This is a genomic window from Oerskovia gallyi, from assembly GCF_014836745.1.
GTDB lineage: Bacteria > Actinomycetota > Actinomycetes > Actinomycetales > Cellulomonadaceae > Oerskovia > Oerskovia paurometabola.
On sequence record NZ_JACSQE010000007.1, the window covers coordinates 1 to 25,274 of the forward strand.

The 25,274-nt window shown below is 71.8% G+C and carries 19 protein-coding genes and 2 tRNA genes; 12 read left to right on the forward strand and 9 right to left on the reverse strand.

The genetic code is table 11. The features are described 5' to 3' along the window. Positions 1 to 38: 38 nt before the first annotated feature. Entirely contained in the window at positions 39 to 1,379 is a 1,341-nt protein-coding gene (locus H9640_RS09745; RefSeq protein ID WP_191790535.1) for a GNAT family N-acetyltransferase, read from the reverse strand. A gap of 206 nt (positions 1,380 to 1,585) precedes the next feature. Here H9640_RS09745 and H9640_RS09750 point away from each other — a divergent pair, with 206 nt between their 5' ends. Next, the gene (locus tag H9640_RS09750) at positions 1,586 to 1,954 is read left to right on the forward strand and encodes an MGMT family protein (RefSeq protein WP_191790536.1); all 369 of its coding nucleotides are present in this window, start codon (positions 1,586 to 1,588) and stop codon (positions 1,952 to 1,954) included. A gap of 97 nt (positions 1,955 to 2,051) precedes the next feature. Here H9640_RS09750 and H9640_RS09755 read toward each other — a convergent pair whose 3' ends face one another. The 6 genes from H9640_RS09755 to H9640_RS09780 all read right to left on the reverse strand — a co-directional run bounded on the left by H9640_RS09755 (position 2,052) and on the right by H9640_RS09780 (position 6,951). After that, positions 2,052 to 3,101: an LLM class F420-dependent oxidoreductase gene (locus H9640_RS09755; protein ID WP_191790537.1), complete on the reverse strand. Its 1,050-nt coding sequence runs from the start codon at positions 3,099 to 3,101 to the stop codon at positions 2,052 to 2,054. 137 nt (positions 3,102 to 3,238) lie between these two features. After that, a complete protein-coding gene (locus tag H9640_RS09760) occupies positions 3,239 to 4,234 on the reverse strand; it encodes a DUF1648 domain-containing protein (RefSeq protein WP_191790538.1) in 996 nt (331 codons plus the stop codon). Beyond that, complete coding sequence (locus tag H9640_RS09765; RefSeq protein ID WP_404821894.1) at positions 4,231 to 4,653, reverse strand: GntR family transcriptional regulator; 423 nt, start codon at positions 4,651 to 4,653, stop codon at positions 4,231 to 4,233. Before H9640_RS09765 ends, H9640_RS09760 begins: the two co-directional genes overlap by 4 nt. A 35-nt stretch (positions 4,654 to 4,688) precedes the next feature. Then, complete coding sequence (gene epsC, locus H9640_RS09770; protein WP_138824890.1) at positions 4,689 to 5,297, reverse strand: serine O-acetyltransferase EpsC; 609 nt, start codon at positions 5,295 to 5,297, stop codon at positions 4,689 to 4,691. Continuing rightward, a complete protein-coding gene (gene cysK, locus H9640_RS09775; RefSeq protein WP_191790539.1) occupies positions 5,297 to 6,232 on the reverse strand; it encodes a cysteine synthase A in 936 nt (311 codons plus the stop codon). Before cysK ends, epsC begins: the two co-directional genes overlap by 1 nt. Positions 6,233 to 6,877: 645 nt before the next feature. Then, a tRNA-Gly gene (locus H9640_RS09780) sits at positions 6,878 to 6,951 on the reverse strand. A 228-nt stretch (positions 6,952 to 7,179) separates the two neighbouring features. Here H9640_RS09780 and H9640_RS09785 point away from each other — a divergent pair. The 8 genes from H9640_RS09785 (at position 7,180) to clpX (ending at position 16,529) form a co-directional block, all read left to right on the forward strand. Further along, positions 7,180 to 7,253, forward strand: a tRNA-Pro gene (locus H9640_RS09785). A 473-nt stretch (positions 7,254 to 7,726) separates the two neighbouring features. Further along, positions 7,727 to 9,451 carry a glycosyltransferase family 2 protein gene (locus tag H9640_RS09790; protein WP_318243725.1) on the forward strand — a complete coding sequence of 575 codons (1,725 nt, stop codon included), beginning with the start codon at positions 7,727 to 7,729 and terminating at the stop codon, positions 9,449 to 9,451. Next, the gene (locus H9640_RS09795) at positions 9,448 to 9,648 is read left to right on the forward strand and encodes a hypothetical protein (protein WP_191790540.1); all 201 of its coding nucleotides are present in this window, start codon (positions 9,448 to 9,450) and stop codon (positions 9,646 to 9,648) included. The genes H9640_RS09790 and H9640_RS09795 overlap by 4 nt, the downstream gene beginning before the upstream one ends. After that, on the forward strand, positions 9,645 to 11,729 hold the full coding sequence (locus H9640_RS09800) for an acyltransferase family protein (protein WP_191790541.1): 2,085 nt from the start codon (positions 9,645 to 9,647) through the stop codon (positions 11,727 to 11,729). The genes H9640_RS09795 and H9640_RS09800 overlap by 4 nt, the downstream gene beginning before the upstream one ends. Positions 11,730 to 12,057: 328 nt before the next feature. Next, positions 12,058 to 13,446, forward strand: coding sequence for a trigger factor (gene tig, locus H9640_RS09805; protein ID WP_191790542.1), 1,389 nt, complete (start codon positions 12,058 to 12,060; stop codon positions 13,444 to 13,446). A gap of 269 nt (positions 13,447 to 13,715) precedes the next feature. Beyond that, on the forward strand, positions 13,716 to 14,342 hold the full coding sequence (locus tag H9640_RS09810) for an ATP-dependent Clp protease proteolytic subunit (protein WP_030150966.1): 627 nt from the start codon (positions 13,716 to 13,718) through the stop codon (positions 14,340 to 14,342). 50 nt (positions 14,343 to 14,392) lie between these two features. Continuing rightward, positions 14,393 to 15,109, forward strand: a complete 717-nt coding sequence (locus H9640_RS09815; RefSeq protein ID WP_225226994.1) for an ATP-dependent Clp protease proteolytic subunit — start codon at positions 14,393 to 14,395, stop codon at positions 15,107 to 15,109. Positions 15,110 to 15,257: 148 nt separating this feature from the next. After that, positions 15,258 to 16,529 carry an ATP-dependent Clp protease ATP-binding subunit ClpX gene (gene clpX / locus H9640_RS09820; protein WP_191790543.1) on the forward strand — a complete coding sequence of 424 codons (1,272 nt, stop codon included), beginning with the start codon at positions 15,258 to 15,260 and terminating at the stop codon, positions 16,527 to 16,529. A 103-nt stretch (positions 16,530 to 16,632) separates the two neighbouring features. Here the strand turns inward: clpX and H9640_RS09825 are convergent, their stop codons facing one another. Then, positions 16,633 to 18,453, reverse strand: a complete 1,821-nt coding sequence (locus tag H9640_RS09825; protein WP_191790544.1) for an AMP-dependent synthetase/ligase — start codon at positions 18,451 to 18,453, stop codon at positions 16,633 to 16,635. A gap of 109 nt (positions 18,454 to 18,562) precedes the next feature. Between H9640_RS09825 and H9640_RS09830 the strand changes: the two genes are divergently transcribed. Together H9640_RS09830 and H9640_RS09835 are read left to right on the forward strand one after the other, a co-directional pair. After that, positions 18,563 to 18,916, forward strand: coding sequence for a chorismate mutase (locus tag H9640_RS09830; protein WP_191790545.1), 354 nt, complete (start codon positions 18,563 to 18,565; stop codon positions 18,914 to 18,916). A gap of 118 nt (positions 18,917 to 19,034) precedes the next feature. Next, positions 19,035 to 20,234, forward strand: coding sequence for a baeRF2 domain-containing protein (locus H9640_RS09835; RefSeq protein ID WP_191790546.1), 1,200 nt, complete (start codon positions 19,035 to 19,037; stop codon positions 20,232 to 20,234). Between the two features lie 90 nt (positions 20,235 to 20,324). On the opposite strand, the gene valS is transcribed toward H9640_RS09835, so the two are convergent. Beyond that, on the reverse strand, positions 20,325 to 23,060 hold the full coding sequence (gene valS / locus H9640_RS09840) for a valine--tRNA ligase (RefSeq protein WP_404821895.1): 2,736 nt from the start codon (positions 23,058 to 23,060) through the stop codon (positions 20,325 to 20,327). 213 nt (positions 23,061 to 23,273) lie between these two features. Here valS and H9640_RS09845 point away from each other — a divergent pair, with 213 nt between their 5' ends. After that, entirely contained in the window at positions 23,274 to 25,202 is a 1,929-nt protein-coding gene (locus H9640_RS09845; RefSeq protein WP_191790548.1) for a DUF4914 family protein, read from the forward strand. Positions 25,203 to 25,274: the final 72 nt, after the last annotated feature.

The window sequence follows — 25,274 nt, forward strand, 5'->3', positions numbered from 1 at the left end:
CCCCCCCCCCCCCCCCCACGCTCTCGGCGCCGGACCCGTCAGAACACCCAGCTCGAGACGGGCGCCACGGGCCACCCGAACGCGGCGCTCGCTGCGGCGAGCGCACCCGGACGGTGCTCCGACACGAGCCCGGCCGTCGCGAGCGAGGCCAGCGAGACGCCGCCCAGGAACGCCGAGCCCAGCTCGCGCACGTCGAGAGACAGGTCAGCCGGGTCCTCGGTGCGCTCGCACGCCGCGTCCCCGAACGCCGTGGCGCGCAGGCGCCAGTGGCCGGCGTTCTCCGGGACGCGCGCGTCGGTCAGGTGCAGCACCACGTCGACGTCGCCCGCGTACCGCCTCCCCGCGAGCGCCACGGGGACGTCGAGCACGCGGACCCACAGGTTGTCCGCGACCCGCCCCGCCGCGGCGCGCGGGTTCACGAGGAGGTGCGTGACGACGTCGTCCACGGGGATCATGAACGGCTCGACCTCGCTCGTCAGGTCGAGGTCCGTCAGGACGCCCCACAGGGCGCGAGCGGCCGCGGCGTCGAGCGCGACGACCTCGCCCGTGCTCACGGTCCCGCGCGGACCGGTGGTCTCCCACGACACCTTGCGGCGGAACGTCGCGTAGCCGCGCGGCTCGCCGTCGCGCTCGACGACCACGATGCGCTGCGACTCGCGGCCACGACGGAACGCCGCCGGGTCGGACCACCAGGCCTCCTGGAGCTCGGGCGACTCGCGCGTGACCCAGCCGGGGCGGTTGACGCCCGTGCCGTGCCCACCAGGGTCGGCACCAGCGGCCCGGTGCAGCGTGTCGACCAGCTCGCCGTGGCGCGCCCGGTCGGCCTTCTCGATGCGGACCGTGTGCTCGTCGGCGCCCGGGACGTCCCGCAGGGCCGCGCCGCGCGGGATCGTCAGGCGCAGGTCCTGGGCCGCCTGGCCGTAGCCGAACCGGCCGTAGATGGCCGCCTCGGCCGCGAAGAGCGCCGAGACCGGCTCACCCGCGGCCCTCGCCTGCTCGAAGTGCACGTCGATCATGGCGCTGAGGATGCCGCGACGGCGGTGCTGCGGATGGACCCCGACCCACGTCAGGCCGCTCACGGGCAGCGTCGTGCCTGGCACGGGGAACTCGGCGAACGGGTACGAGGCGTGCATGGCCGCGAGCTCGCTCACGGTCGGGACGGCGCCGTCGAACGGGACGGCGTCGGCGTCCTCGTGCTCGCTGACGACCCCGAACGTCCGGGACCACGTGAGCGGGAGCGGGTGCTGGACCTGCTCGTCGAGGTCGACCTCGGACGGGAACGCCCAGGTGTCGACCTCGAGGACGGCGCGCTTGTCCGCCTCCGTCAGCGGCGTGAGGCGGTAGCCGGCGGGCAGGGGACGGCGGGTGGGTTCGGTCATGGTACCCATCATCACGGCGGGGCGGGGGAGCGGGCCAGGGGAATAGCGCGCGGGCGTGCCTCCACGGCGCCCTGCCGTCGAGAAGTGAGTTGACGCCCTTGATCTGCCCGGATCAGGGGCGTCAACTCACTTCTCGACGGGGGAGGGGAGCCGGTTCGCAGGTACGGCCGCCCGGTGGGCCGGAGTCCCGCGGGTACGCTCGCCCGGTGAACCAGGAGACGGACCCGGGTGCCGCACGCCGGGAGTACGCGGACGCCGTGCTCGCGCTCGTCGAGACCATCCCCGCCGGGCGGGCCATGACGTACGGGCTCGTCGCGGAGATCGTCGCGGAGACCCTCGGGCGGGGCGGCCCGCGGCAGGTCGGGCAGGTGCTCGCGCGCGCCGACGGCGACGGCCCGGGCGGCCCGGGGCTGCCCTGGTGGCGCGTCGTTAACGCGGCCGGCTCGCCCCCTGCGCACCACCTGGGGACCGCGCTCGCGAACCTGCGGGCCGAGGGCTGTCCGCTGCGCCCGGGCAGCGAGCGCGTGGACCTGCGGCGGGCGGTCTGGTTCCCGGAGCAGGACCCGGACCGCTGAGTGCGGAGCAGCGCTCGCTCCGGTCGGCGTGTCGCGACAAGAGCTCCGCACCCAGCGGTTCGCCCCGCCGGGCGACCGGCTCAGCGGTCCGCGCGGCTCAGCGGCCCTGGACCGTCGCGAGCAGGCCCGCGACGGTACGCACCGCCGTCGGGTCGCCCTGGACCAGGAGGGTCGTGACCGCGGTCGAGCGCCACGCCTCGAGGTCGCGGGCGATCTTGGCCTCGGGCCCCACGAGCGCGACGTCCTCCACCAGGGCCGTCGGGACGGCCGCGACGGCCTCGGCCTTGCGACCGGCCAGGTAGTGCGCCTGGATCTCGTCGCACGCGTCCGAGTACCCGAGCCGGTCGAGCGCGTCGCGGTGGAAGTTCGCGCCCTTGGCCCCCATGCCGCCCACGTACAGCGCGATGAAGGGTCGCACCTTGTCGGCCGCCTGCTCGACGTCGTCGGCCACCACGACCGGGACGGTCGCCGAGACCTCGAAGTCGGACGCGGGGGAGCGCTCGGACGAGCGCTTCGCGAAGCCGTCGTCGAGCAGCCCGCGGAACATCTCGTCCATGCGGGGGCTGTAGAACAGGGGGAGCCAGCCGTCGGCGACCTCGGCCGCGAGCGCGACGTTCTTGGGGCCTTCGGCCGCGAGGTGGATCGGGATCTCGAGGCGCAGCGGGTGGACCGTCGAGCGCAGCGCCTTGCCGAGCCCGGTGGTGCCCTCGCCCGTGAGGGGCAGCTGGTAGAACTGGCCGTCGTAGGTCACGGGGCCTCGGCGTGCGATCACCTCGCGCACGATCTCGACGTACTCGCGCGTGCGGGCCAGCGGCCGGGGGTAGGGCTGGCCGTACCAGCCCTCGACGACCTGCGGGCCCGAGACCCCCAGCCCGAGGATCGCCCGGCCGCCCGAGAGGTGGTCGAGCGTGAGCGCGGCCATCGCGGTCGCGGTGGGGGTTCGTGCGGACATCTGCGCGACCGCGGTGCCGAGCCGGATGCGCGAGGTGTGCGAGCCCCACCAGGCGAGCGGCGTGAAGGCGTCGGACCCGTAGGCCTCCGCGGTCCAGACCGAGTCGATCCCGAGACGGTCCGCGGCGACGACCGCCTCCTGGATCCCGGGCGGGGGGCCGGCCGACCAGTAGCCGGTGTGGATGCCGATGCGCATGCGTTCTCCTCGTTGTTCCTCGGCGCTGAGGTGCGGACGGGTCCGCCGGCTCGACGTGCGTCGAGCGACGATTCCCAGGACCGGGAGTCCTAGGAACCGCCGCTCAATCTACCGTGCCGCCGGACCCGCCCGTCGACCTACCGCGCCCGGTCCGCGAGCGAGGTGAGGAGCGCCGCCCCGGCAGCGGCGTCGTCGACCGTCACGACGAGCACGCGCCCGCCCGTGCGCCGGACCTCCAGCCCCGGTCCCTTGCGGACCACGATGCCCACGCGGCCCCCGCGACCCGCGCGCCAGCCCCAGCCGCCGAACTCCCGGAACGGGTCGACCGTGACCTCGCGCGCGCCCTCGACCTCGTCGAGCGGCACGAACGTGCGCGGCACCCCGAGAGCCGAGCGCACCTCGAGCCCCGACGCGTCGACCGTCACGGTCCACGACATCATCGAGGCCATGACCAGCCCCAGGACCACGGGGAGCAGGATCATCCACCACAGGCCGGTGACGACCACGAGCGCGAGCGTCCCGACCACGGCGGCCCCGGCGACGGCCATGCCCGGACCGCCACGTGCCGTGCGGATCCAGGCGGCGCGCTCGTCGGCGCCCAGCGGCGCGCGCGGGTCGGTCGGCGAGACCCGGCCCTCGGCGGGCTGACGGGCGTCACGCGGCGCGACGAGCCCGACCAGGACGCCCACCACGAGGCCCGCACCGAGGGCCACCGCGATGGCCGCGCCCACGTCGGAGGCCTGCGCGGCGTCGTCGAGCCCGCGCTGCACGGCGAGCGTCCCGAGCATCGTCGCGCCCAGGAACGTCGCCGTGCCCGCACTGACTCCTCCGGCCATCCGACGGTTCGACGCGGACTGGCCGAGGAACCAGCCGACGAGCCAGAAGCCCACCGCGAGGACCGCGCCGATCGCGAGCGGGACCGTGACGCTCGCGGCGAGGGACCCGAACCCGTCGACGTTCCCCGCGGCGTCCCAGTGCGTCGCGACCGGGTCCGGCAGCTGCTCGCGCCACGAGAGCGCGACCGTGGCGCTCGAGGCCAGGACCGCGAGGGGCAGCACCAGGCCCAGGAGAGTGGTGGACAGGCGGTGCGGGGCGGGGGTCCGCGGGCGGGTGGCGGTCGGGGTGGTGGTCATCGCAGTGCCTCCTTGAGCAGGGCGAGGGTGGTCTCGGGGGGCAGGGAGAGTGCGCGGCTCTCCTGCACGACGGCGTCGATCGCCGCTCGCAGGTCCGTGTAGTCGTGCGCGGCCTGGGCCGTGACGACGGCGCCACGACCTCGGCGCAGGTCGACGAGGCCCTCGTCGCGCAGGTCCTGGTAGGCACGCAGCACGGTGTGGACGTTGAGCTCGAGCGAGGCCGCGAGGTCGCGGGCCGCCGGGAGCCGCTCGCCGGGGTGCACCGTGCCTGCGGCGACCGCGAGGCGCACCTGGGCGGCGAGCTGCGCGAAGAGCGGCTCGCCCGCGGTGGGGTCGATGCGGAAGATCATGTCCGCCATACTACTAGTTGTTACTGTGCAACTATAACAATGGGGTTCGACGAGAGGGGCGACGCGCACGGCGTCGCCCCTCTCGTCGAACGGCCCTCAGCGGCTCAGATCACGTACTCGATGAGCAACGACGGGTCCTCGACCGGGTCGACCGCCGGCGGCACGGCCGGCTGCGGGACGCGGTTGCGCGCCGGTACCCCCACGGCGACCGATCCGGCCGGCACGTCCTTGACCACCACGGCGTTGGCCCCGACCTGGACGTCGTCGCCGACCCAGACCGGTCCGAGGATCTTGGCCCCGGCGCCCACGACGACCCGGTCGCCCAACGTCGGGTGCCGCTTGCCGCGCTTCATGGACCGGCCGCCCAGGGTGGACCCGTGGAAGAGCAGCACGTCGTCGCCCACGACGGCCGTCTCCCCGATGACCACGCCCATGCCGTGGTCGATGAACAGGCGCCGCCCGATCTTCGCGCCCGGGTGGATCTCCACGCCCGTGGCTGCCCGGGCGATCTGCGCGATCACCCGCGCAGGCAGGCGAAGGGCCGGCTCGCGCCACATGCGGTGCGTGAGCCGGTAGGTCCACACCGCGTGCAGACCGGGGTAGACGAGCGCGACCTCGAGGCCGCTCCGCGCCGCGGGATCGCGGTGGCGTGCGGCCTCGAGGTCCTCCCTGAGAACTCTCAGGAAGCGTCGCAGTGGACTGGGAGGTCTCATCAGTCCAGCAGGTCGGCGTACAGCACGGAGGTCAGGTAGCGCTCGCCGAAGGACGGGATGATGACGACGATGAGCTTGCCCGCGTTCTCGGGACGCTCCGCGAGGCGCAGCGCCGCGGCGATCGCCGCGCCGGACGAGATGCCCACGAGCAGGCCCTCCTCCTTGGCGGCGCGACGCGCGTACTCGACGGCGGTCTCGGCGTTGATGTCGATGACCTCGTCGTACACGGACGTGTCGAGGATCTCGGGCACGAAGTTCGCGCCGATGCCCTGGATCTTGTGCGGGCCGGGGGCGCCGCCGTTGAGGATCGCGGACTCCTCGGGCTCGACCGCGACGATCTGCACGCCCGGCTTGCGCTCCTTGAGGACCTGGCCGACGCCCGTGATGGTGCCGCCCGTGCCGATGCCGGCGACGACGATGTCGACCTCGCCGTCGGTGTCGGCCCAGATCTCCTCGGCCGTCGTGGCGCGGTGGATCGCCGGGTTGGCCTCGTTGGCGAACTGACGGGCCAGGATGGCCCCCTCGCGCTCGGCCACGATCTCGTCGGCCTTGTTGACGGCCCCCTTCATGCCCTCGGAGCCTGGCGTGAGGATGAGCTCGGCGCCGAACGCGCGCAGCAGGGCGCGGCGCTCCTTCGACATGGTCTCGGGCATCGTGAGGACGATGTCGTAGCCGCGGGCCGCGCCGACCATGGCCAGGGCGATGCCGGTGTTGCCGGACGTCGCCTCGACGACCGTGCCGCCCGGCTTGAGCTCGCCCGAGGCCTCGGCGGCGTCGATGATCGCGACACCGATGCGGTCCTTGACCGAGTTGGCCGGGTTGTAGAACTCGAGCTTGCCCACGACCGTGGCGCCGAGGCCCTCGGTGAGCTTGTTCAGGCGGACGAGGGGCGTGTTGCCGACGAGCTTCGTGACGTCGTCGTAGATGCGTGCCATGACTTCCTCTTCATCGTTGGTGGCCTGCGGCGGGGAGCCGGGACCGAGGGGGGGATCAGCTGGAGCTGTGCGGGGGTGGCACGGTGCTGCGCCAGGCAGGGGACGCGCCACGGAGGGCCTGTCGTCGGGTGGAGCGCCGCTGCGGGGGAGGGCGCTCTAGCGACAGGGGTGACACGGACAACAGGACAGGGCGCGCGCGGGGGTGCTCACCGCGCGGGAGGAGTCGGCGTGACGCGTGGTCATGGTCGCCCTCCTCGTCCTGTGCCGTCGCTCGCAGCTGCTGCCCTCGGCCGTACCGGCGCGGTGCCCTGCGAAGTCCTGGTGTCTGGCCCGAGGCTATCGGCCCCCGGACTGCGCTGCAACGCCGTCTCATCCCGGTCGCCCTGGCCCGGTTCCGGTCCCACGCCAGGGCGTCGACCTGTGCGAGGAGGGGCGCGACGGGCTCCGACGGGGAGGTGTCGGCCGGTGATCCCTGGAAGGGGGCATGTCGACCCAACGCCGCGAGGCCGACATTCCTTCCCGGAGCGCCCGGGCGCCGTCTGCCGCTCGAGCGGCGCAGGCTCGCGAGGTAGGGCGCAGCTTCGCGGCCGAGGGTGGGACGACGACGGCGGCTCCGAGAACCCCGGGGCCGCCGTCGTGTCGTGCTGGAGCGGATGACGGGAATCGAACCCGCGTGATCAGTTTGGAAGACTGAGGCTCTACCATTGAGCTACATCCGCGCAGAGAGCACCCGCCGTTGTGGCGAGGTCCGCGGCGCTACCTTAGCAAAGGTCGGGCCGGTCGCGGGACTCGGTGCTCGTGGGTGCGCCCGCGCTGGTCGGCGCGGTGGCCCGTCGGCCGGGGTGGCGCCAGGTGGCCCTCCGGACCCCGTACACTTGGCCGTTGCCGATGCTGCGCGGCGGGACGTCCCGCTGGCGTGGTCGGTCGTCGTCGGACGACGGCGCGTTCGGGGTGTGGCGCAGGTTGGTAGCGCGTCCGCTTTGGGAGCGGAAGGTCGCAGGTTCAAATCCTGTCACCCCGACATGTGACGAAGGCCCGGAACCGCGATGGTTCCGGGCCTTCGTCGTCGGTGCGACGACGGCGTCCCGTAGGCCTGGGCTGCTCAGGACACCTGGATCGCGGCGTCGACGGCTGTCTCGAACCCGTAGCCGTCGACCTCCCCGCCCGTCCACGCACCTCACGTCCCGGCTGTCCCTCGACGGGGCGACGCGAACCTGCGACGTCGCGGGCAGAGTCTCTCAAACCCGACCAGGTGGCTCTGATCGCGTGTGAAACAAGGGCTGTCCCGTGCAGCAATCTGACAAACCATCCCCAACCTGTCTTATGGCATGAGACGGTCAGACCCTTTTGGTCGTTTTGTCGCGCTCGGCCACCTCTAAATCGTTAGCGTTCCTCCCATATCGGCCGTCAGGCCGGTTGCCGCCGAGTCAGCGTCGCCGCGGCGAGCCATCCCACGCCCTCGGGCGTCACTTGGTATCGAAGCGGAGAACACCTGTGACACTGCTGCACGGCACGAGACCCACCCCGCCCCGGGCCGGTCGGCCACCGTCTCCCCACGACCGGTCGGGCCGACTGTTCCACCCGGACGCGGCTCCCGGACCGGAGCCCGAGCGCCTCCCCGCACCCCCGACGCGTCCGCCGACGGGGACACACCACCCGCTGCCGTCGCCTCCCGCCGACGAGGACGTCTACCAGGACCTTGCGCGCGTCCAGCGCTGGGTCCAGCCCGTCGGCGTCGCGGCGACGCTCCCGATCCTCGTCGCGGTGTGCGTCTTCGCCGCACGCTCGCCGTGGCTGTGGTGGCTCTACCTCACGGTCGGGCTCACGCTCGTGAGCATCACGCTGTGGCTCCTGACCGGTACCGCGAAGGGGCGCGTCACGCGCGCCTCGCACGAGCGGAAGATCGCCGCCTGGACGTCCGAGGCCCCTCCGAGCATCGACGTCTACCTGCCCGTGTGCGGCGAGGACGTCGAGGTGCTCGACAACACCTTCGGTCACGTCGCGCGGCTCGAGTGGCCCGGCGCGGTGTCGGTCTGGGTGCTCGACGACGGCGCCGACCCGCTCGTCGCGGACCTGGCCGACCGGCACGGTTTCCGCTACCGGGTGCGCCCCGACCGGGGGCACCTCAAGAAGGCCGGCAACCTGCGGTCGGCCTACGCGGTCACCGAGGGGGACGTGATCGCCATCTTCGACGCGGACTTCTGCCCCCGGCCGGACTTCCTGCGCCACCTCGTCCCGTACCTGGACGACCCGACCGTCGGCATCGTCCAGAGCCCGCAGGACTTCGACACCGACGAGCGCATGGGATGGCTCCAGCGCACGGCCGGCGCGACCCAGGAGATCTTCTACCGCTGGGTCCAGCCGTCCCGCGACCGCTACGGGGCCACGGTCTGCTGCGGTACCAACGCCCTGTACCGCCGGTCGGCGCTCGACACGATCGGCGGGTTCCCCGAGATCGACCACAGCGAGGACATGTACACCGGGATCGGACTGCTGCGCACGGGCTTCGTGACCCGCTTCGTCCCGGTGCGCCTGGCACGCGGGCTGTGCCCCGACGAGCTCGGTCCGTTCCTGACGCAGCAGTACCGCTGGGCCAACGGCTCGGTCGCGCTCGTCGCGGACGGGGCCAAGGCCAGGGCCGGTCTCGACCGGCGCCAACGTCTCGCGGTGTGGGCAGGGTTCGTCTACTACTCCGAGACGGCGCTGTTCGCGCTCAACCTCTACGTGCCCTCGGTCGTCATGTGCTTCTGGTACCCCGAGCAGGTCAGCCCGACCAGCCTCCTGGTCTTCCTCCCGAGCCTGTGGGTGCTGCTCGTCCTGTACCCGGTCGTCCACCGCACCCGGTGGCGCCCCGAGGTCCTGCGGGTCCAGCTGGCCCAGAGCTTCAGCCACCTCGTCGTGCTGGCGCACGCGACGATCGGCCACCACGCGGGCTGGGTCCCGACGGGCGGCAAGGGGTCGTCGAGCGCCCTCGCCCGGACGATCGCGCGCGTCATGGTGGCGACGCTCGTCGTCGGGACCCTCGCGTGGACCGTGGGGATCGCCCGAGGAGTCGCCGCCCACGGCCTCGACAGCTACTGGGCCATGATCGTGCTCGCCGCCTTCTACGCCTACGTCTCGGTGCCGCTCGTCATGGCGGGGGTCCAGGTCCTCGTGCAGCGTCCGGCCACGAGGGCCGCCGTGCGCGCGGCAGCCCTCGCGACGGAGGTCCGGGCATGAGCGCGGACGCCGGACGCGGGACGCAGGACCTCGCGGCCCGCGGGGGCGACCCCGAGGACGTGCCCGTCGGCGCGGCCAGGGCGCCCCGACCGTACGGCTCCTTGCGGTGGCCCGCGGTCGTCGCCCTCACGGCGGCTCTCGGATTCGCGGGGCTCGTCGCAGCCGGGGTCTTCGACCCCATGATCGAGGCGCTGTGAGCGCCCCGACCGGGCGAGGACGGCCCGGCTTCCGGGGGGACGTCGAAGGGCTGCGCGCGCTCGCCGTCGTCCTGGTCCTGCTCTTCCACGCCGAGGTCCCGGGCGTGCTCGGCGGGTACGTCGGGGTCGACGTGTTCTTCGTGATCTCGGGGTTCCTCATCACGGGGATCCTGCTGCGGCAGCTGGCGGAGAGCGGGCGGATCGCGCTGCCCGCGTTCTTCGCGGGTCGAGCGCGCCGCATCCTGCCTGCCGCGTCGGTGGTCCTGGCGGGGACGGCGCTCGCGGCCTGGCTCGTGCTGCCCCCGCTGCGAGCGCGGGACACCATGGTCGACGTCGTCGCGAGCGCGCTCCAGGTCGCGAACCTGCGCTTCATCGCGCAGGAGACCGACTACATGGCGGCCGCGGCGGCGCCGAGCCCCGTGCTGCACTACTGGTCGCTCGCGGTCGAGGAGCAGTTCTACCTCGTGGTGCCGCTGCTGCTCGCGCTCGTCGGAGCGGTCGCGGCGCGCATGCGGCGCAGCCCGCTGCCCGGGGCGGTCGCGCTCCTGGGGGCCGGTACGGTCGCGTCCTTCGTCGTCTCGTCCGTGCTCACGTCGAGCGACCCGGCGCTCGCGTACATGTCCCCGCTCACGCGGGCGTGGCAGTTCGGGCTGGGTGGTCTCCTGGCGGCCGCCGTGCTCCGCCGGCCCGACGTCGTCGCATCCCTCGGGTCCGGCGTCGTCGTCGGTCGTGGTCGCCTCGCCGCGCGGCGCGTCGTGTGGACCCTGGCCGGGTGGGCCGGGCTCGGCGTCGTCGTGTGGTCGGCCGTGGCCTACGACGAGTCCACGCCCTTCCCGGGGACCGCGGCGCTCTGGCCGACGCTCGGGACCGTCGCGCTCCTCGCGGCGCCCGCGACCGTCCGGACGGCACGGGGGAGCGTCGGCCAGCTGCTGGCGCTGCGACCGGTCAGGGCGGTCGGGCGGTTGTCCTTCGCCTGGTACCTCGTCCACTGGCCCGTGCTCGTCCTGGCCGACGCGGCCTGGGGCCCGCTCACGTGGCCGCAGCGCGTGGTGCTGACCCTCGGCGCCGGCGGTGTGGCCTGGCTCGTCCTGCAAGGGGTCGAGTCCCCGCTGCGGCGCTCGCAGGTCGTGGCCCTGCGGCCGTCGGCGAGCTACTCGGTGGGGTTCACGGGGGTCGTGCTCGCCCTCACCGCGAGCCTCGGTGCGGGCTCGGCCGTGTATGCGGGCCTGGAGGGCGAGGGGGACGCGTCGGCGCACGTGCGGCTCGACACGATCTTCGACCCGGCCGCGCTGGCTCGGACGGGGGGACCGGTGACCCCCGGGCTGACGACGGCCGCGCTCGACGCCCCGCCGTGGGAGACCCCGTGCCTCGGGTCGCTCGGCCTGGAGTCGACGGACTGGCCCGCCGAGTGCGTCGTCGGACCGGTCGGTGGGCGGGAGGTGGTGCTGTTCGGCGACTCGAAGGCGTTCCAGTGGAGCGGGGCGCTGCGCGACATCGCGATCGCGCAGGGATGGCACCTGTCGATCGTGACCAAGGGTGGGTGCACGCCGGCCGACCTGCCACAGGCGATGCTCGAGGAGTCGCAGCACTGCGAGTCGTGGCGTGACCTGCAGATCGACCGGGTCGCCGCGCGCGCCGACGTCGTGATCGTCGGCTCCAGCGCTGCGTACTTCGAGAGCGCGGCAGCCGCCGACCGCAGGGAGCAGGCGTGGGGGAGCACCCTCGGGCGGTTCGCCGCGGCGGGGGTCCCCGTGGTCTACCTGCGGGACACCCCGACGCCCGGGGTCGACATCCCGAGCTGCGTGTCGGGGGCGCTCGACGACTGGGCGGAGTGCTCGTTCCCGCGGGCGCAGGCGCTGCCGGCCGACCCCCTGCTCGTCGACGTGGCGCTCGGCGACGTGCCGGGGGTCGAGGTCGTCGACGTCTCCGGGGTCGTGTGCGCGCAGGCAGATCGGTGCCCGGCCGTCCTCGGCGGCCTTCTGCTGTACCGGGACGGCAGCCACCTGACGGCCACGGCCGTCGAGGCGCTGCGTCCAGAGCTCGAACGCCGGCTCGTCGAGACGAGCGCGCTCGGAGGCTGACGGGCCGATCGGCCCCGGGGCCGGACCGGGTGCTGCCCGGCCCGGTCCCGACGCTCGCCCGGGCTCCGAGGCCGGCCCGGGCGAGCGTCGCGCAGCGGGCGCGCCTGCGCCCACGAGGTGTGGCGTACCATGGACGGGTTGTCCGTGCGCCCTTTCCGGTGGAGGCCCTCCGAGGCTCCCGCCGCACCGCTCGAGGCGACGCGATCGGCCAGGCGCCAGCGTCTGCCACCGATCGATGAACGTTCGAACAGGTCCCGCTGCAACCGGCGGGACATGCACGCACCCCGTTGCCGCACGTCGGCTCCCCGATCAGTTGGAGATCATCGAAGTGAAGAGCGCCGTCGAGACCCTGGACCCCACCAAGGTCAAGTTGACCGTCGAGGTGGAGTACGACGAGCTCAAGCCGAGCATCGACCACGCCTACAAGCACATCGCGGAGCAGGTGAACGTCCCCGGCTTCCGCAAGGGCAAGATCCCCGCGCGCATCATCGACCAGCGCGTCGGTCGTGCTGCCGTGCTCGAGCACGCCATCAACGACGGCCTCTCCGGGTTCTACCGCCAGGCCGTCAACGAGACGGGCATCCGCCCGCTCGGCCAGCCCGACGTCGAGGTGACCGAGGTCCCGCTCGACGCCGAGGGTGCGCTGCACTTCACGGCCACGGTCGAGGTCCGTCCGGAGATCGAGATCCCCGCGCTCGACTCCGTGAAGCTCACGGTCGAGGCCGCCGAGGTCTCCGCCGACGACATCGCCGAGCGCCTCGACGCGCTGCGCGAGCGCTTCGGCACGCTGGTCGGCGTCGACCGTCCGGCCGCCGAGGGCGACTTCGTCGTCATCGACCTCAAGGCCGTCATCGGCGACGAGGAGATCGACTCGGTCTCCGGCATCAGCTACCAGATCGGCTCGGGCAACATGCTCGAGGGCCTCGACGAGGCGCTGACCGGCCTGTCGGCCGGCGAGACCACGACCTTCAAGGCGCCGCTCGCGGGTGGCGACCACGAGGGCAAGGAGTCCGAGGTCACCGTCACGGCCACCTCGGTCAAGCAGCGCGACCTGCCCGAGGCCGACGACGAGTTCGCCGAGCTCGCGTCCGAGTTCGACACGATCGAGGAGCTCAAGGCGGACCTGCGCGAGCAGGTCGCGAGCATCAAGACCTCGAACCAGGCCGTCGAGGCGCGCGACGCTCTCGTCAAGTACCTCGTCGAGAACACCGAGATCCCCGTGCCCCAGGGTGCCGTCGAGGCCGAGGTGCACCGTCACCTCGAGTCCGAGGGGCGTCTCGAGGACGACGCGCACCGTGCCGAGGTCGAGGTCGACGCGACCAACGCGCTCAAGAACCAGATCCTCCTCGACACGCTCGCGGAGCAGCTGAAGATCAAGGTCGCCCAGAACGAGCTCCTGGACTACCTCGTCAACGCCTCGCGCCAGTACGGGATGGACCCGAACCAGTTCATCCAGTCGCTCGACCAGGGCGGTCAGATCCCCGCCATGGTCGGCGAGGTCGCCCGCTCGAAGTCGCTCGCCGTGGCCCTGCGCCAGGTCGAGGTCAAGGACTCCGAGGGCAACGTCGTGGACCTGAGCGAGTTCATCGGCTCGGACGAGGAGGACGCGGCCGCCGACGCCGCGGCCGCCGCTGCCGGTGAGGACGTCACCGACATCACGGACGAAGAGGGCATCGAGGTCGTCTCCGAGGACGAGGCAGCCGCCGACAAGGCCTGACCTCCCGCGCCGTGACACGGTCACGGCATCGCGAGCCCGACGACGGCCCCCACCTCCCCGCGGAGGTGGGGGCCGTCGCACGTGGCCGGGGGACGTCGTCGGGCACCTGGGCCGCCTTCCTGCGCCCACAGCGAAAACCCCGGAAATCGGGACGGTTTCCGCTCCCCACCCGCGTTAGGGTCACAGCAACGGTGAGTCCGTCCACGACGGAGGAACCGACCAGCCGCGACGTTCGAGCGTCGCGAGCGACAGAGGGATCGACGAAGGAGATGGACGTGAGCGATCAGTTTCCGGTGGCACGAGCCGAGGGGCCGGGACTCGGCCTGAACGACTCCATCTACAACCGGCTGCTCAAGGAGCGCATCATCTGGTTGGGCTCGGAGGTGCGCGACGAGAACGCGAACGCCATCTGCGCCCAGATGATGCTGCTCGCCGCGGAGGACCCCGACAAGGACATCTGGCTCTACATCAACTCGCCGGGCGGGTCGATCACGGCCGGCATGGCGATCTACGACACCATGCAGTACATCCAGCCGGACGTCGCGACCATCGCGATGGGCATGGCGGCCTCGATGGGGCAGTTCCTGCTCTCCTCGGGCACCAAGGGCAAGCGCTACGCGACGCCCCACGCCCGCGTCATGATGCACCAGCCCTCGGGCGGCATCGGCGGCACGGCGACCGACGTGCGCATCAACGCGCAGCTCATCATGCACATGAAGAAGGTGCTCTCCGAGCTCACGGCCGAGCAGACCGGTCAGCCGCTCGAGAAGATCCTCAAGGACAACGACCGTGACAGCTGGTTCACGGCGCCCGAAGCCCTCGAGTACGGCTTCATCGACCACGTCGTGACGAACGCTTCGTCGGTGACGGGTGGCGGCGGCACGGCGAGCAGCTGAGCTCACCGACGCCCCGGCCCCCCACCCACGATCCCATCCGAGGAGACACCTTGAGCTACGCAAGCCAGGAATCCCAGTACATCTCGACCGCTCAGCGCCTCGCGGGCGCGGGCGCCGGCGGCGGCATCGCCCTCCCGCACGGTGCGCCGTCCTCGCGCTACGTGCTCCCGCAGTTCGAGGAGCGCACGGCCTACGGCTTCAAGCGCCAGGACCCGTACACCAAGCTGTTCGAGGACCGCATCATCTTCCTGGGCGTCCAGGTCGACGACGCGTCCGCGGACGACGTCATGGCGCAGCTCCTCGTCCTGGAGAGCCAGGACCCGGACCGCGACATCATCCTCTACATCAACTCGCCCGGCGGCTCGTTCACGGCCATGACGGCGCTGTACGACACCATGCAGTACATCAAGCCGCAGATCCAGACCGTGTGCCTCGGCCAGGCGGCCTCCGCCGCGGCCGTGCTGCTCGCGGCCGGGCAGCCCGGCAAGCGCCTCGCGCTCCCCAACGCCCGCGTGCTGATCCACCAGCCCGCGATGGAGGGCGGCGGCTACGCCCAGGCCTCGGACATCGAGATCCACGCGAACGAGCTCATCCGCATGCGCGAGTGGCTCGAGGACACCCTGGCCATGCACTCGGGGCGCGACGTCGAGCAGGTCCGTGAGGACATCGAGCGCGACAAGATCCTCACGGCCAAGCAGGCCCTCGAGTACGGACTGGTCGACCAGGTCCTGGAGAGCCGCAAGCCGGTCATCCAGAACAAGCCCTGATCTCGACATTTCCCCCCGACCCACCGGGGTGCCCGGCTGACAACGGGCCCCCGGTGGTGTGCAATGGTGGTAGGTCGGCGCGTGTCGTCCCAGATCGCGGGGGCCTCAGTCCCGGCGCAGCAGCAAGACCGAGGCTAGGAGGCTCGTAGTGGCTCGGATCGGAGATGGTGCAGACCTGCTGAAGTGTTCCTTCTGCGGTAAGTCCCAGAAGCAGGTCAAGAAGCTCATCGCGGGCCCCGGCGTGTACATCTGCGACGAGTGCATCGAGCTCTGCAACGAGATCATCGAGGAAGAGCTGTCGGAAGCGGCCGAGCTCGGGCTCGTGGAGCTCCCCAAGCCGCGGGAGATCTTCGACTTCCTCGAGCAGTACATCATCGGGCAGGACGCCGCGAAGCGGGCGCTGGCAGTGGCGGTCTACAACCACTACAAGCGGATCCAGGCGGGGGAGCACGCACGCCCCTCGGACGACTCGCAGGTGGAGATCGCCAAGTCGAACATCCTGCTGATCGGCCCCACGGGCACCGGCAAGACGTACCTGGCGCAGACGCTCGCGAAGATGCTCAACGTGCCGTTCGCGATCGCGGACGCCACGGCGCTCACGGAGGCGGGGTACGTCGGCGAGGACGTCGAGAACATCCTCCTCAAGCTCATCCAGGCCGCTGACTACGACGTCAAGAAGGCCGAGACGGGCATCATCTACATCGACGAGGTCGACAAGGTCGCCCGCAAGTCGGAGAACCCGTCGATCACCCGTGACGTGTCGGGCGAGGGCGTGCAGCAGGCTCTGCTCAAGATCATCGAGGGCACCACGGCATCGGTGCCTCCGCAGGGCGGGCGCAAGCACCCGCACCAGGAGTTCATCCAGATCGACACGACCAACGTCCTGTTCATCGTGGCAGGGGCGTTCGCCGGGCTCGACGAGATCGTGGCCACCCGCTCGCGCAAGCGCGGGGTCGGCTTCGGGGCTCCCATGGACTCGCACGAGGAGGCCGACCTCTTCGCCGAGGTTCGCCCCGAGGACCTGCAGAAGTACGGTCTCATCCCCGAGTTCATCGGGCGGCTGCCCATCATCACCTCGGTCGCCAAGCTCGACCAGGAGGCGCTCGTGCGCATCCTGACCGAGCCGCGGAACGCGCTGGTCAAGCAGTACCAGCGGATGTTCCAGATCGACGGTGTCGAGCTCGAGTTCGAGGACGACGCGATCAGCGCGATCGCCGACCAGGCGCTGCTGCGGGGCACGGGTGCCCGAGGGCTCCGCGCCATCATGGAGGAGGTCCTCCAGCAGGCCATGTTCGACGTCCCCAGCCGGGACGACGTCGAGCGCGTGGTCATCACCCGGGAGGCCGTGCTCGACAACGTCAACCCGACGCTCGTCCCGCGCACCGCGATCAAGCGTGCGCCGCGCGAGAAGAGCGCGTAGGTCGCAGGGAGCACGAAGGGCCCCGGAACCTCGGTTCCGGGGCCCTTCGTCGTTTCGCGGGACGGCGCCGTCGGCGGGACCCGGGCCGTGCCGACCGCGCCCGTCAGGCGTCCGCGTTCGCGGGTGCGCCGTAGAGGTCGTCGATCGTCGACGTGAAGTCGCGCAGCACCAGGTTGCGCTTGACCTTGAGCGACGGCGTCAGATAGCCGTTCTGCTCGGTGAAGTCGGTCGTGAGCACCTGGATCTTGCGGATCGACTCCGCGCGGGAGACCGCCTCGTTGGCGCGGGTCACGGCACGGTCGATGGCCGCGAGGACGGTCGGGTCGGTGGCGGCCGTCGCGACGTCCATGGGCGGCAGCCCGTGGGTCGTGAGCCACCCGGGGAGCATCTCGGGGTCGATCGTGACGAGGGCGCCGATGAAGGGGCGCTGGTCGCCGACCACGACGACCTGGCTCACGAGCGGGTGGGCGCGCAGGCGGTCCTCGAGCTGAGCGGGAGCGACGTTCTTCCCGCCCGCCGTCACGATGATCTCCTTCTTGCGCCCCGTGATCCGCAGGTAGCCGTCCTCGTCGAGCGAGGCGAGGTCGCCCGTGCGGAACCAGCCGTCCTGGAGGACCTCCGCGGTCAGCTCGGGCTGGTTGTGGTAGCCGCGGAAGACGTGGTCCCCCTTGACGAAGAGCTCGCCCTCGGCGTCGACCTTGAGCGCCGTACCGGGGAACGCGGGGCCGACCGTGCCGATCTTGAGGCGGCTGGGCAGGTTCACGGCCGAGGGAGCCGTGGTCTCGGTGAGGCCGTAGCCCTCGAGGATCGTCAGCCCGACGCCGCGGAAGAAGTGGCCGAGGCGTTCGCCCAGCGGGGCCCCGCCCGAGATCGAGTGGGTCAGGTCGCCACCGAGGGCCGAGCGCATCGAACCGAACACGAGCCGGTCCGCGAGCGCGTGCTGCGCCTTGAGGACGACCGAGGGTCCGCCGGTCGAGTCGAGCGCGCGCGAGTACGTGATGGCGACCTTGGCCGACCAGTGGAAGATGCGACGCTTGGCGCCCGCGCCCGCCTTCTGCTCGGCGGCGTTGTAGACCTTCTCGAACACGCGGGGGACGGCGAGCAGGAACGTCGGCTTGAACGAGCCGAGGTCCGGGACGAGCTTCTTGATGTCGGAGCTGTGCGCGAGGACCGCGGTGGGGGAGGCGATGCACACGACCTGGACGAACCGTGCGAAGACGTGCGCGAGCGGGAGGAAGAGCAGCGTGCGGGCGTCGGGCGTCGCGACGATCTCGGCGAGGCCGGCGACGCCGTTGCGGGTCAGGTGCACGAAGTTCAGGTGCGTGAGCTCGACGCCCTTGGGGCGCCCGGTGGCCCCCGACGTGTAGATGATGGTGGCGAGGTCGTCGCGTCCGGTCGCCGCGCGCCGCGCGTCGATCTCGTCGCGGGCCACGTCGGAGCCACCGGCACGCAGGTCGTCGACCGCTCCGTCGTCGATCACGAGGACCTCCCGCAGGAGCGGGAGCCGCTCGCGGACGCTCTCGACGATCGCGGCGTGCGCGGCCGTCTCGACGAGGGCCACGCTCACGCCCGAGTCCGACAGGATCCACTCGACCTGGTCGGCCGAGGACGTCTCGTAGACGGGGATGGGCACGCCGCCCGCTGCCCAGACCGCGAAGTCGAGCAGCGTCCACTCGTACCGGGTGCGGGACATGATCGCGACGCGGTCGCCGGCCTGCACCCCACGCGCGACGAGCCCGCGGGCCACCTCGACCACGTCGTCGTCGAAGGCACGGGCGCTCACGGGCTGCCAGGGGCCGCCCGGCGTGAGGCGTCGCTCGATCACCGCGTCGTCCCCGGAGCGCTCGACGCGGTCGGTGAGAAGCGTGCTGATGCTGCTGGTGGTCGGTACCTCGACGAGGCTCGGCGACGCGAATTCGGTCATGTCTACTCTCCGCTGAGTGGTGGGACAAGGACCGATTTTACTGCGTACCGGGCGTCCCACGTTCCGTCGGCCGGTTCGCCCGGCCCCGGCGCGAGCCTAGGATCGACGGATGAGCGAGCACCCCGCCCCCGCCACGGCTCCGCAGCCCGTCCCCGACGAGATCCTCCGGCTCCGCGAGAGCATCGACAACATCGACGCCGCTCTCATGCACCTGCTCGCCGAGCGCTTCAAGTTCACGCGCAGGGTCGGCGAGCTCAAGGCCCAGGGTGGGCTGCCGCCCGCGGACCCGGCCCGGGACCAGCAGCAGATCGCCCGCCTCACCAGCATCGCGGAGTCCTCCGGTCTGGACCCGGCGTTCGCCGAGCAGTTCCGCGAGTTCATCGTGAGCGAGGTCATCCGGCACCACCAGCGGATCGCCCGCGAGCACCTGGACGAGGTCCCGGTCCTGGACACCTACTCCTGAAGGTCCCGGCACGGCGTCCCCGGTGGCGTTCGTCGGCCACGTGCAGCAGGCTGGTGAGGACATCGGGGCGGTCGGCCTCCGACCGTCCCTCCGACGATGGATGTCTAGAGGTGCCTGCATGAAGATCGACTGGCTCAAGCCCCTGCTCGGCCACCCCGGCCCGTTCGCGACGGTCTATCTCGACGCGACACGAGGCGACGAGGCCACCGCACGCGAGGTCGAGAACCGGTGGAAGGGAGTGCGCCGGGCGCTCGCCGCAGCGGGAGCCCCGGCGAGCATCATCGACGAGCTCGAGGAGTCCGTCACGCTCCCCACGAGGGTGCCCGGCCCGCACGGCCGCGTCCTCATCGCCGACGAGGAGGGTGTCCTCGTCGACCGGGTCCTGAAGGACCCGCCCGCTGTCACGAAGGGGCTCTGGGGCCCCGTCCCCGCCCTGCTCCAGGCGGCGCGCGCGGCCGACGAGTCGGTCGACTACGTGCGCGTCGTCGTCGACCGGCAGGGGGCGGACCTCACGTGGTCCGTCGCGGGCGGACACCTGCCCTACGGGGACGCGGAGTCCGTCGAGGGCGGGCACGACGTCATCAACAAGGTCCGTACGGGCGGCCTGTCGCACAAGCGGATCGAGGCGCGCGCCGAGGACTCCTGGGAGCGCAACGCCGAGGCCGTCGCGGCCGAGCTCGACCGGCAGGTCCTCGAGCACCGGCCCGAGCTCGTCCTCCTCACGGGTGACGTGCGGGCGGTGCCCCTCGTGAGGGCCGCGCTCACCAAGGCCACCGAGGAGCTCGTGGTCGAGGTCGCGGGCGGCGGTCGCGGCCCGGGCATCAACGAGGCGGCGTTCGAGTCCAACGTCGAGGACGCGCTCGAGAGCTTCCGCGAGCGACGCCGGGAGGCGGTGCTCGCCGAGTTCCGGCAGGAGCAGGGCCGTGAGGCGGCTGCCGTGACCTCCCTCGAGGACGTCGTCGCGGTGCTCTCCCGCGGCCAGGTCAAGGAGCTGATCCTCGCCGACGAGTACGGCCAGGACGCCGAGCTCGACGGTCGGACCCTGTGGATCGGGCCCAGCCCGCTGCACATCGGGTCCTCGCGCTCGGCCATCACCGACCTGGGCGTCAGCGAGGGGATCGAGGAGCTGCCCGCGACCGTTGCGCTGGTCCGCGCCGCGATCGGCCAGGACGCGGGCCTCACGTTCTCGCCCGACGGCAGCGTCGAGCTCATCGAGGGTGTCGGGGCGACCCTGCGCTGGAACGACGACAGCACGCCCAACGAGGTCGCGGCGACCATGTCGGGCGACGACGCGCGGTTGCGGGGCGAGATGGTCTGATCGCCTCGGACGCGGCGCTGGATCGCCAGCACGACGCAGGGCCCCGACCGCAGGTGCGGGCGGGGCCCTGCGTCGTGCTGCGGGGGAGCGTCAGCCGCGGTTGCGGACCTCGGGCTCACCGAGCTCGGAGTGCACGACGACGATGCCGCCCTGGACGGCCGGGTCGCCCTGGCCCTCGGCTGCCTCGACGACGTCGAACGATCCGGTCACGCGTCCGGCGCCGCGGATGTCCGCCTCGGCCGCCCGGACCGACGCGACGAACTCGGCCGGGACGGCCAGCGTCACGGCGAGGATCGGGGTGCGCATCGAGACCTTGGCCTCCGACTTGACCTTGCGCAGCGCGGCCAGGGCGTGCCCGGCGCCCACGAGGACGACGGGGACGCCGCCCCTGGTCGCGGGAAGGAGCTCGGCCGTCGTGGGCCACGGTGCGCGGTGCACGGAGCCCTTGCGCCACCACGACCACACCTCTTCGGTCGCGAACGGCAGGTACGGCGCGAACAGGCGCAGCAGGGTGTCGAGAGCCAGGGCGAGCGCGACGCGCGCCGACTGCGTCTCGGGCGTGACGTCGTCGGGCCCGGCTCCAGCGCCGTAGGCGCGGTCCTTGACGAGCTCGAGGTAGTCGTCGCAGAACGTCCAGAAGAACGTCTCCGAGAGCTCCAGGGCGCGCGTGTGGTCGTACTCCTCGAGAGCGTCGGTCGCGCGGGCCACCACCTCGACGAGGCTTGCGATCATCGAGCGGTCGATCGGCTCGGTCACGAGGGCCGGGTCGAGCGTGATCTCGTCGCCGCCGAACGACAGCGCGAACTTGGACGCGTTGAGGACCTTGATCGCGAGGCGGCGACCGATCTTCATCTGACCGACCTCGAACGCCGCGTCGGTACCGAGGCGGGCAGAGGCAGCCCAGTAGCGGACCGCGTCCGAGCCGTGCTCCTCGAGCAGGCCCATGGGCGTCACGACGTTGCCCTTCGACTTGGACATCTTCTTGCGGTCGGGGTCCAGGATCCAGCCCGAGATCGCGGCGTTGGTCCAGGGCAGCGAACCGTGCTCGAGGTGCGAGCGGACCACCGTGGAGAAGAGCCACGTGCGGATGATGTCCTGGCCCTGGGGGCGCAGGTCCATGGGGAAGACGCGCTCGAACAGGTCCGGGTCGGACTCCCAGCCGCCCGCGATCTGCGGCGTCAGGGACGAGGTCGCCCAGGTGTCCATGACGTCGGGCTCGCCCACGAAGCCGCCCGGGACGCCGCGCTGGTCGGCCGTGTAGCCCGCCGGGACGTCGGAGGACGGGTCGATCGGCAGGAGCGACTCGTCGGGGACGATCGGGTGCTCGTAGTCGGTCTCGCCCGACTCCAGGACGGGGTACCACAGCGGGATGGCGACACCGAAGAAGCGCTGACGCGAGACGAGCCAGTCACCGTTGAGGCCGCCGACCCAGTTCTCGTAGCGCACCTGCATGAACTCGGGGTGGAAGTCGAGCTCCTTGCCGCGCGCGAGCAGCTCCTCACGCAGCGGCACGTCGCGGCCGCCGTTGCGGATGTACCACTGGCGCGAGGTGACGATCTCGAGGGGCTTGTCGCCCTTCTCGAAGAAGTTCGCCTTGCGCTGGGTCGCGACGGGCTCGCCGTCCAGGTCGCCGGCCTCGCGCAGCGCGTCGACGACGGCCGTGCGCGCCGAGAACGTCGTCTTGCCCGCGATCTCCTCGAACAGCGCGACCGCGCGCTCGGACGTGAGCCACGCCGGCGTCTCGCGCGTGATGCGCCCGTCGCGGTTGATGATCGAGCGGGTCGGGAGCTGCAGCTCGCGCCACCACTGGACGTCGGTCAGGTCGCCGAACGTGCAGCACATCGCGATCCCCGCGCCCTTGTCCATCTGCGCGGCGGAGTGCGCCAGGACGGGCACCTCGACGTCGAACAGGGGAGAGGTGACCGTGGTGCCGAACAGGCCCTGGTAGCGCTCGTCGTCGGGGTGCGCGATGAGGGCCACGCAGGCCGCGAGCAGCTCGGGGCGCGTGGTCTCGATGTAGACCTTCTCGCCGCCGGGCGCGTGGAAGGCGACCTTGTGGAAGTGGCCGGGGTAGTCGCGCGCCTCGAGCTCGGCCTGGGCGACGGCCGTCTGGAAGGTCACGTCCCACAGGCCCGGGGCCTCGGACTGGTACGCCTCGCCGCGCGAGAGGTTTCGCAGGAACGCCTTCTGCGCGACGATGCGGGCCGGGACGCCGATCGTCTGGTAGTGGTGCGACCAGTCGACCGACAGGCCCAGGCGGCGCCACAGCTCCTCGAACTGGACCTCGTCCTCTGCCGTCAGGCGCTCGCACAGCTCGACGAAGTTGCGGCGCGAGACGGGCTGCTGGTCGGCGGCCTTGACGCTCTTGCCCTCGGCTCCTTGGAGCGGCGGCTCGTAGCCCTCGACGTAGGGCAGCGACGGGTCGCAGCGCACGCCGTAGTAGTTCTGCACGCGGCGCTCGGTCGGCAGGCCGTTGTCGTCCCAGCCCATGGGGTAGAAGACCTCGCGCCCGCGCATGCGCCAGAAGCGCGCGACGACGTCGGTGTGCGTGTAGGAGAACACGTGACCCACGTGCAGCGAGCCGGAGACGGTGGGCGGCGGGGTGTCGATCGAGTAGACCTGCTCGCGCGTCTTCGTCCGGTCGAACGAGTAGGTGCCCTGCTCGGTCCAGGCGGCGTCGAACTTGGTCTCGAGGCCGTCGAGGCTCACCTTGTCCGGTACCTCGCCGACCACGGCGCGGACTACCTGGGTGCCCTCGGCGGGGGCGGGTGCGGCGGTGGTCTGGGTGGCGGGTGCGGGCGTGGTGCCCTCGGCGGGTGAGCTCATGGACGACATTCTCCCAGAATCTCGGGGGCTCCTGTGAAACGGCCGGTCCCCGGACGGGACCCGGGCGCCCGAGTTTTCCCGAATGAAACAAAGGTCAAAGGTCCCTGGTTGACATGGTCATCGGCTCGTAACCTTCAAGCAAAGGCAGGGGCGTACGTGGACGCGCCCCATCGTCTCGACGCCTTTCGTTCGAGGTCCGACCCAGGAGTTGCAATGACATTGATCGACAGCGTGGCCGTGCACGGAACCGGAAGCATCCCCGCCGGCACGGTCCTTCCCCCCGCTGTCCAGGCCGCCCTGGATGCGTGCGCGAACGTCATCGTCCCCGGCTCCCGCGAGGAGCTCTACCGGCTCGCGCTCGGCCCCGAGGGCGGTCCGCGGTTCACCGTCGAGTACGACGTGCGCGGCACGCCGGTGCCCGAGGCCGAGGTGGTGCGGTGCAAGAACGGCATCGCCGTGAACTACCCCGAGGACTACATGCGTCGGCGCGACCCCGACTGCATGCGCATCGCCGACGACCTGCCGACCGACAAGCCGCGCTACCGGGACGTGTTCGGCGCCGAGTTCGACGCGGTCAAGGCCGAGACGCTCGACTGGCTCGCGGGGCAGGACCTCGTCGTCGTGCCCTTCAAGGCAGGCGGCCTCACGCACGGCTACCCCTCGCTCGCGATCTGCCCCGTCAACTCCGCGTTCTTCGCGCTCACCCTCGTGGACCTGCAGGGCTGGGTCACGTTCGACGAGATCGGCCCCTTCGAGCCGCGCTCGATCCTCTACGTCGCGCCGCCCTTCCGCCACACGCACTTCGACGGCCGCCAGGTCGTGGTCCACGACCGCTCCGAGACGCTGCACGAGGTCTTCGCGTACAACCTCTACCCGGGCCCGAGCGCCAAGAAGGGCGTCTTCTCCGTCCTGCTCGACGTCGGCGAGCAGGAGGGCTGGGTCACCGCGCACGCGTCCTCGGTCCGCGTCACGACGCCCTACGAGAACGAGACCGTGATCATGCACGAGGGAGCCTCGGGCGGCGGCAAGTCCGAGATGTGCCAGGAGATCCGACGTCAGGAGGACGGGCGCATCCTGCTCGGCACCAACGTCGTGACCGACGAGCCCTACGTCATCAACCTCGGCGAGACCAGCGCCCTGGACCCCGTGACCGACGACATGACGCTGTGCCACGTCGACCTGCAGACCGGCGACGGGCGCCTCGTGGTCGCCGACGCCGAGGACGGGTGGTTCGTGCGCGTCGACAACCTCACGGGCTACGGCCAGGACACGCACCTCGAGCGCGCCTGCATCCACCCCGACCAGCCCCTCGTCTTCTTCAACATCGACGGCGTCCCCGACGCGACCGTGCTGCCGTGGGAGCACACGCTCGACTCGACGGGCAAGCGCTGCCCCAACCCGCGCGTGGTCGTGCCCCGTCACCTCCTGACCGACGTCACGGGCGCCGAGGAGGTCGACGTGCGCACCTTCGGCGCCCGGATGCCGGCCTGCACCCGCGACAACCCCACCTACGGGATCATGGGCATGATGCACATCGTGCCGCCGTCGCTCGCGTGGATCTGGCGGCTCATCGCCCCGCGCGGGGACAAGAACCCCTCGATCGGCGAGTCCAAGACCGCGACCGACAAGCTCGCCCACGGCGGCATGGTGGCCGAGGGAGTCGGGTCGTACTGGCCCTTCTCGACCGGCACCAAGGTCGCGGCGGCGAACCTCCTGCTGCGCCAGCTCGTCGACAACGACCGCACACGCTACGTGCTCACGCCCAACCAGCACATCGGCGCATACAAGGTCGACTTCGCGGCCGAGTGGCTCACCCGCGAGTACCTCGCGCGGCGCGGCGGCGGCAAGCTGCGGGCAGAGGAGCTGACCCCCTCGCGCTGCCCCCTGTTCGGCTACACGCTCCAGGAGATGAAGATCGACGGGCAGCTCGTCCGGCCGACCTTCCTCAAGCCCGAGATGCAGTCGCAGGTGGGCGTCGAGGCCTACGACACGGGCGCGAAGATCATCACGGACTTCTTCAAGAGCGAGCTCGAGCAGTTCCTCACCGACGACCTGGACCCGTTGGGGCGACAGATCATCGAGGTCTGCCTGCGCGACGGCTCGGTCGAGGAGTACGCGGCGCTGACCCCGCTGTACACGTAGCCGACACCTGCTGAGGCAGGCCGGCCGCCCGGCATGCACCACCGGGCGGCCGTCCTGCGGCAAGTATCAGAT

Excerpts from the sequence above, each read along its gene's own strand:
- H9640_RS09830 (WP_191790545.1), top strand. The coding sequence starts at position 18,563 with ATGAGCGAGCACCCCGCCCCCGCCACGGCTCCGCAGCCCGTCCCCGAC.
- H9640_RS09745 (WP_191790535.1), bottom strand. The coding sequence starts at position 1,379 with ATGACCGAACCCACCCGCCGTCCCCTGCCCGCCGGCTACCGCCTCACG.
- H9640_RS09810 (WP_030150966.1), top strand. The coding sequence starts at position 13,716 with ATGGACGTGAGCGATCAGTTTCCGGTGGCACGAGCCGAGGGGCCGGGA.
- H9640_RS09845 (WP_191790548.1), top strand. The coding sequence starts at position 23,274 with ATGACATTGATCGACAGCGTGGCCGTGCACGGAACCGGAAGCATCCCC.
- H9640_RS09835 (WP_191790546.1), top strand. The coding sequence starts at position 19,035 with ATGAAGATCGACTGGCTCAAGCCCCTGCTCGGCCACCCCGGCCCGTTC.
- valS (WP_404821895.1), bottom strand. The coding sequence starts at position 23,060 with ATGAGCTCACCCGCCGAGGGCACCACGCCCGCACCCGCCACCCAGACC.
- cysK (WP_191790539.1), bottom strand. The coding sequence starts at position 6,232 with ATGGCACGCATCTACGACGACGTCACGAAGCTCGTCGGCAACACGCCC.
- epsC (WP_138824890.1), bottom strand. The coding sequence starts at position 5,297 with ATGAGACCTCCCAGTCCACTGCGACGCTTCCTGAGAGTTCTCAGGGAG.
- H9640_RS09825 (WP_191790544.1), bottom strand. The coding sequence starts at position 18,453 with ATGACCGAATTCGCGTCGCCGAGCCTCGTCGAGGTACCGACCACCAGC.
- H9640_RS09755 (WP_191790537.1), bottom strand. The coding sequence starts at position 3,101 with ATGCGCATCGGCATCCACACCGGCTACTGGTCGGCCGGCCCCCCGCCC.
- H9640_RS09795 (WP_191790540.1), top strand. The coding sequence starts at position 9,448 with ATGAGCGCGGACGCCGGACGCGGGACGCAGGACCTCGCGGCCCGCGGG.
- H9640_RS09760 (WP_191790538.1), bottom strand. The coding sequence starts at position 4,234 with ATGACCACCACCCCGACCGCCACCCGCCCGCGGACCCCCGCCCCGCAC.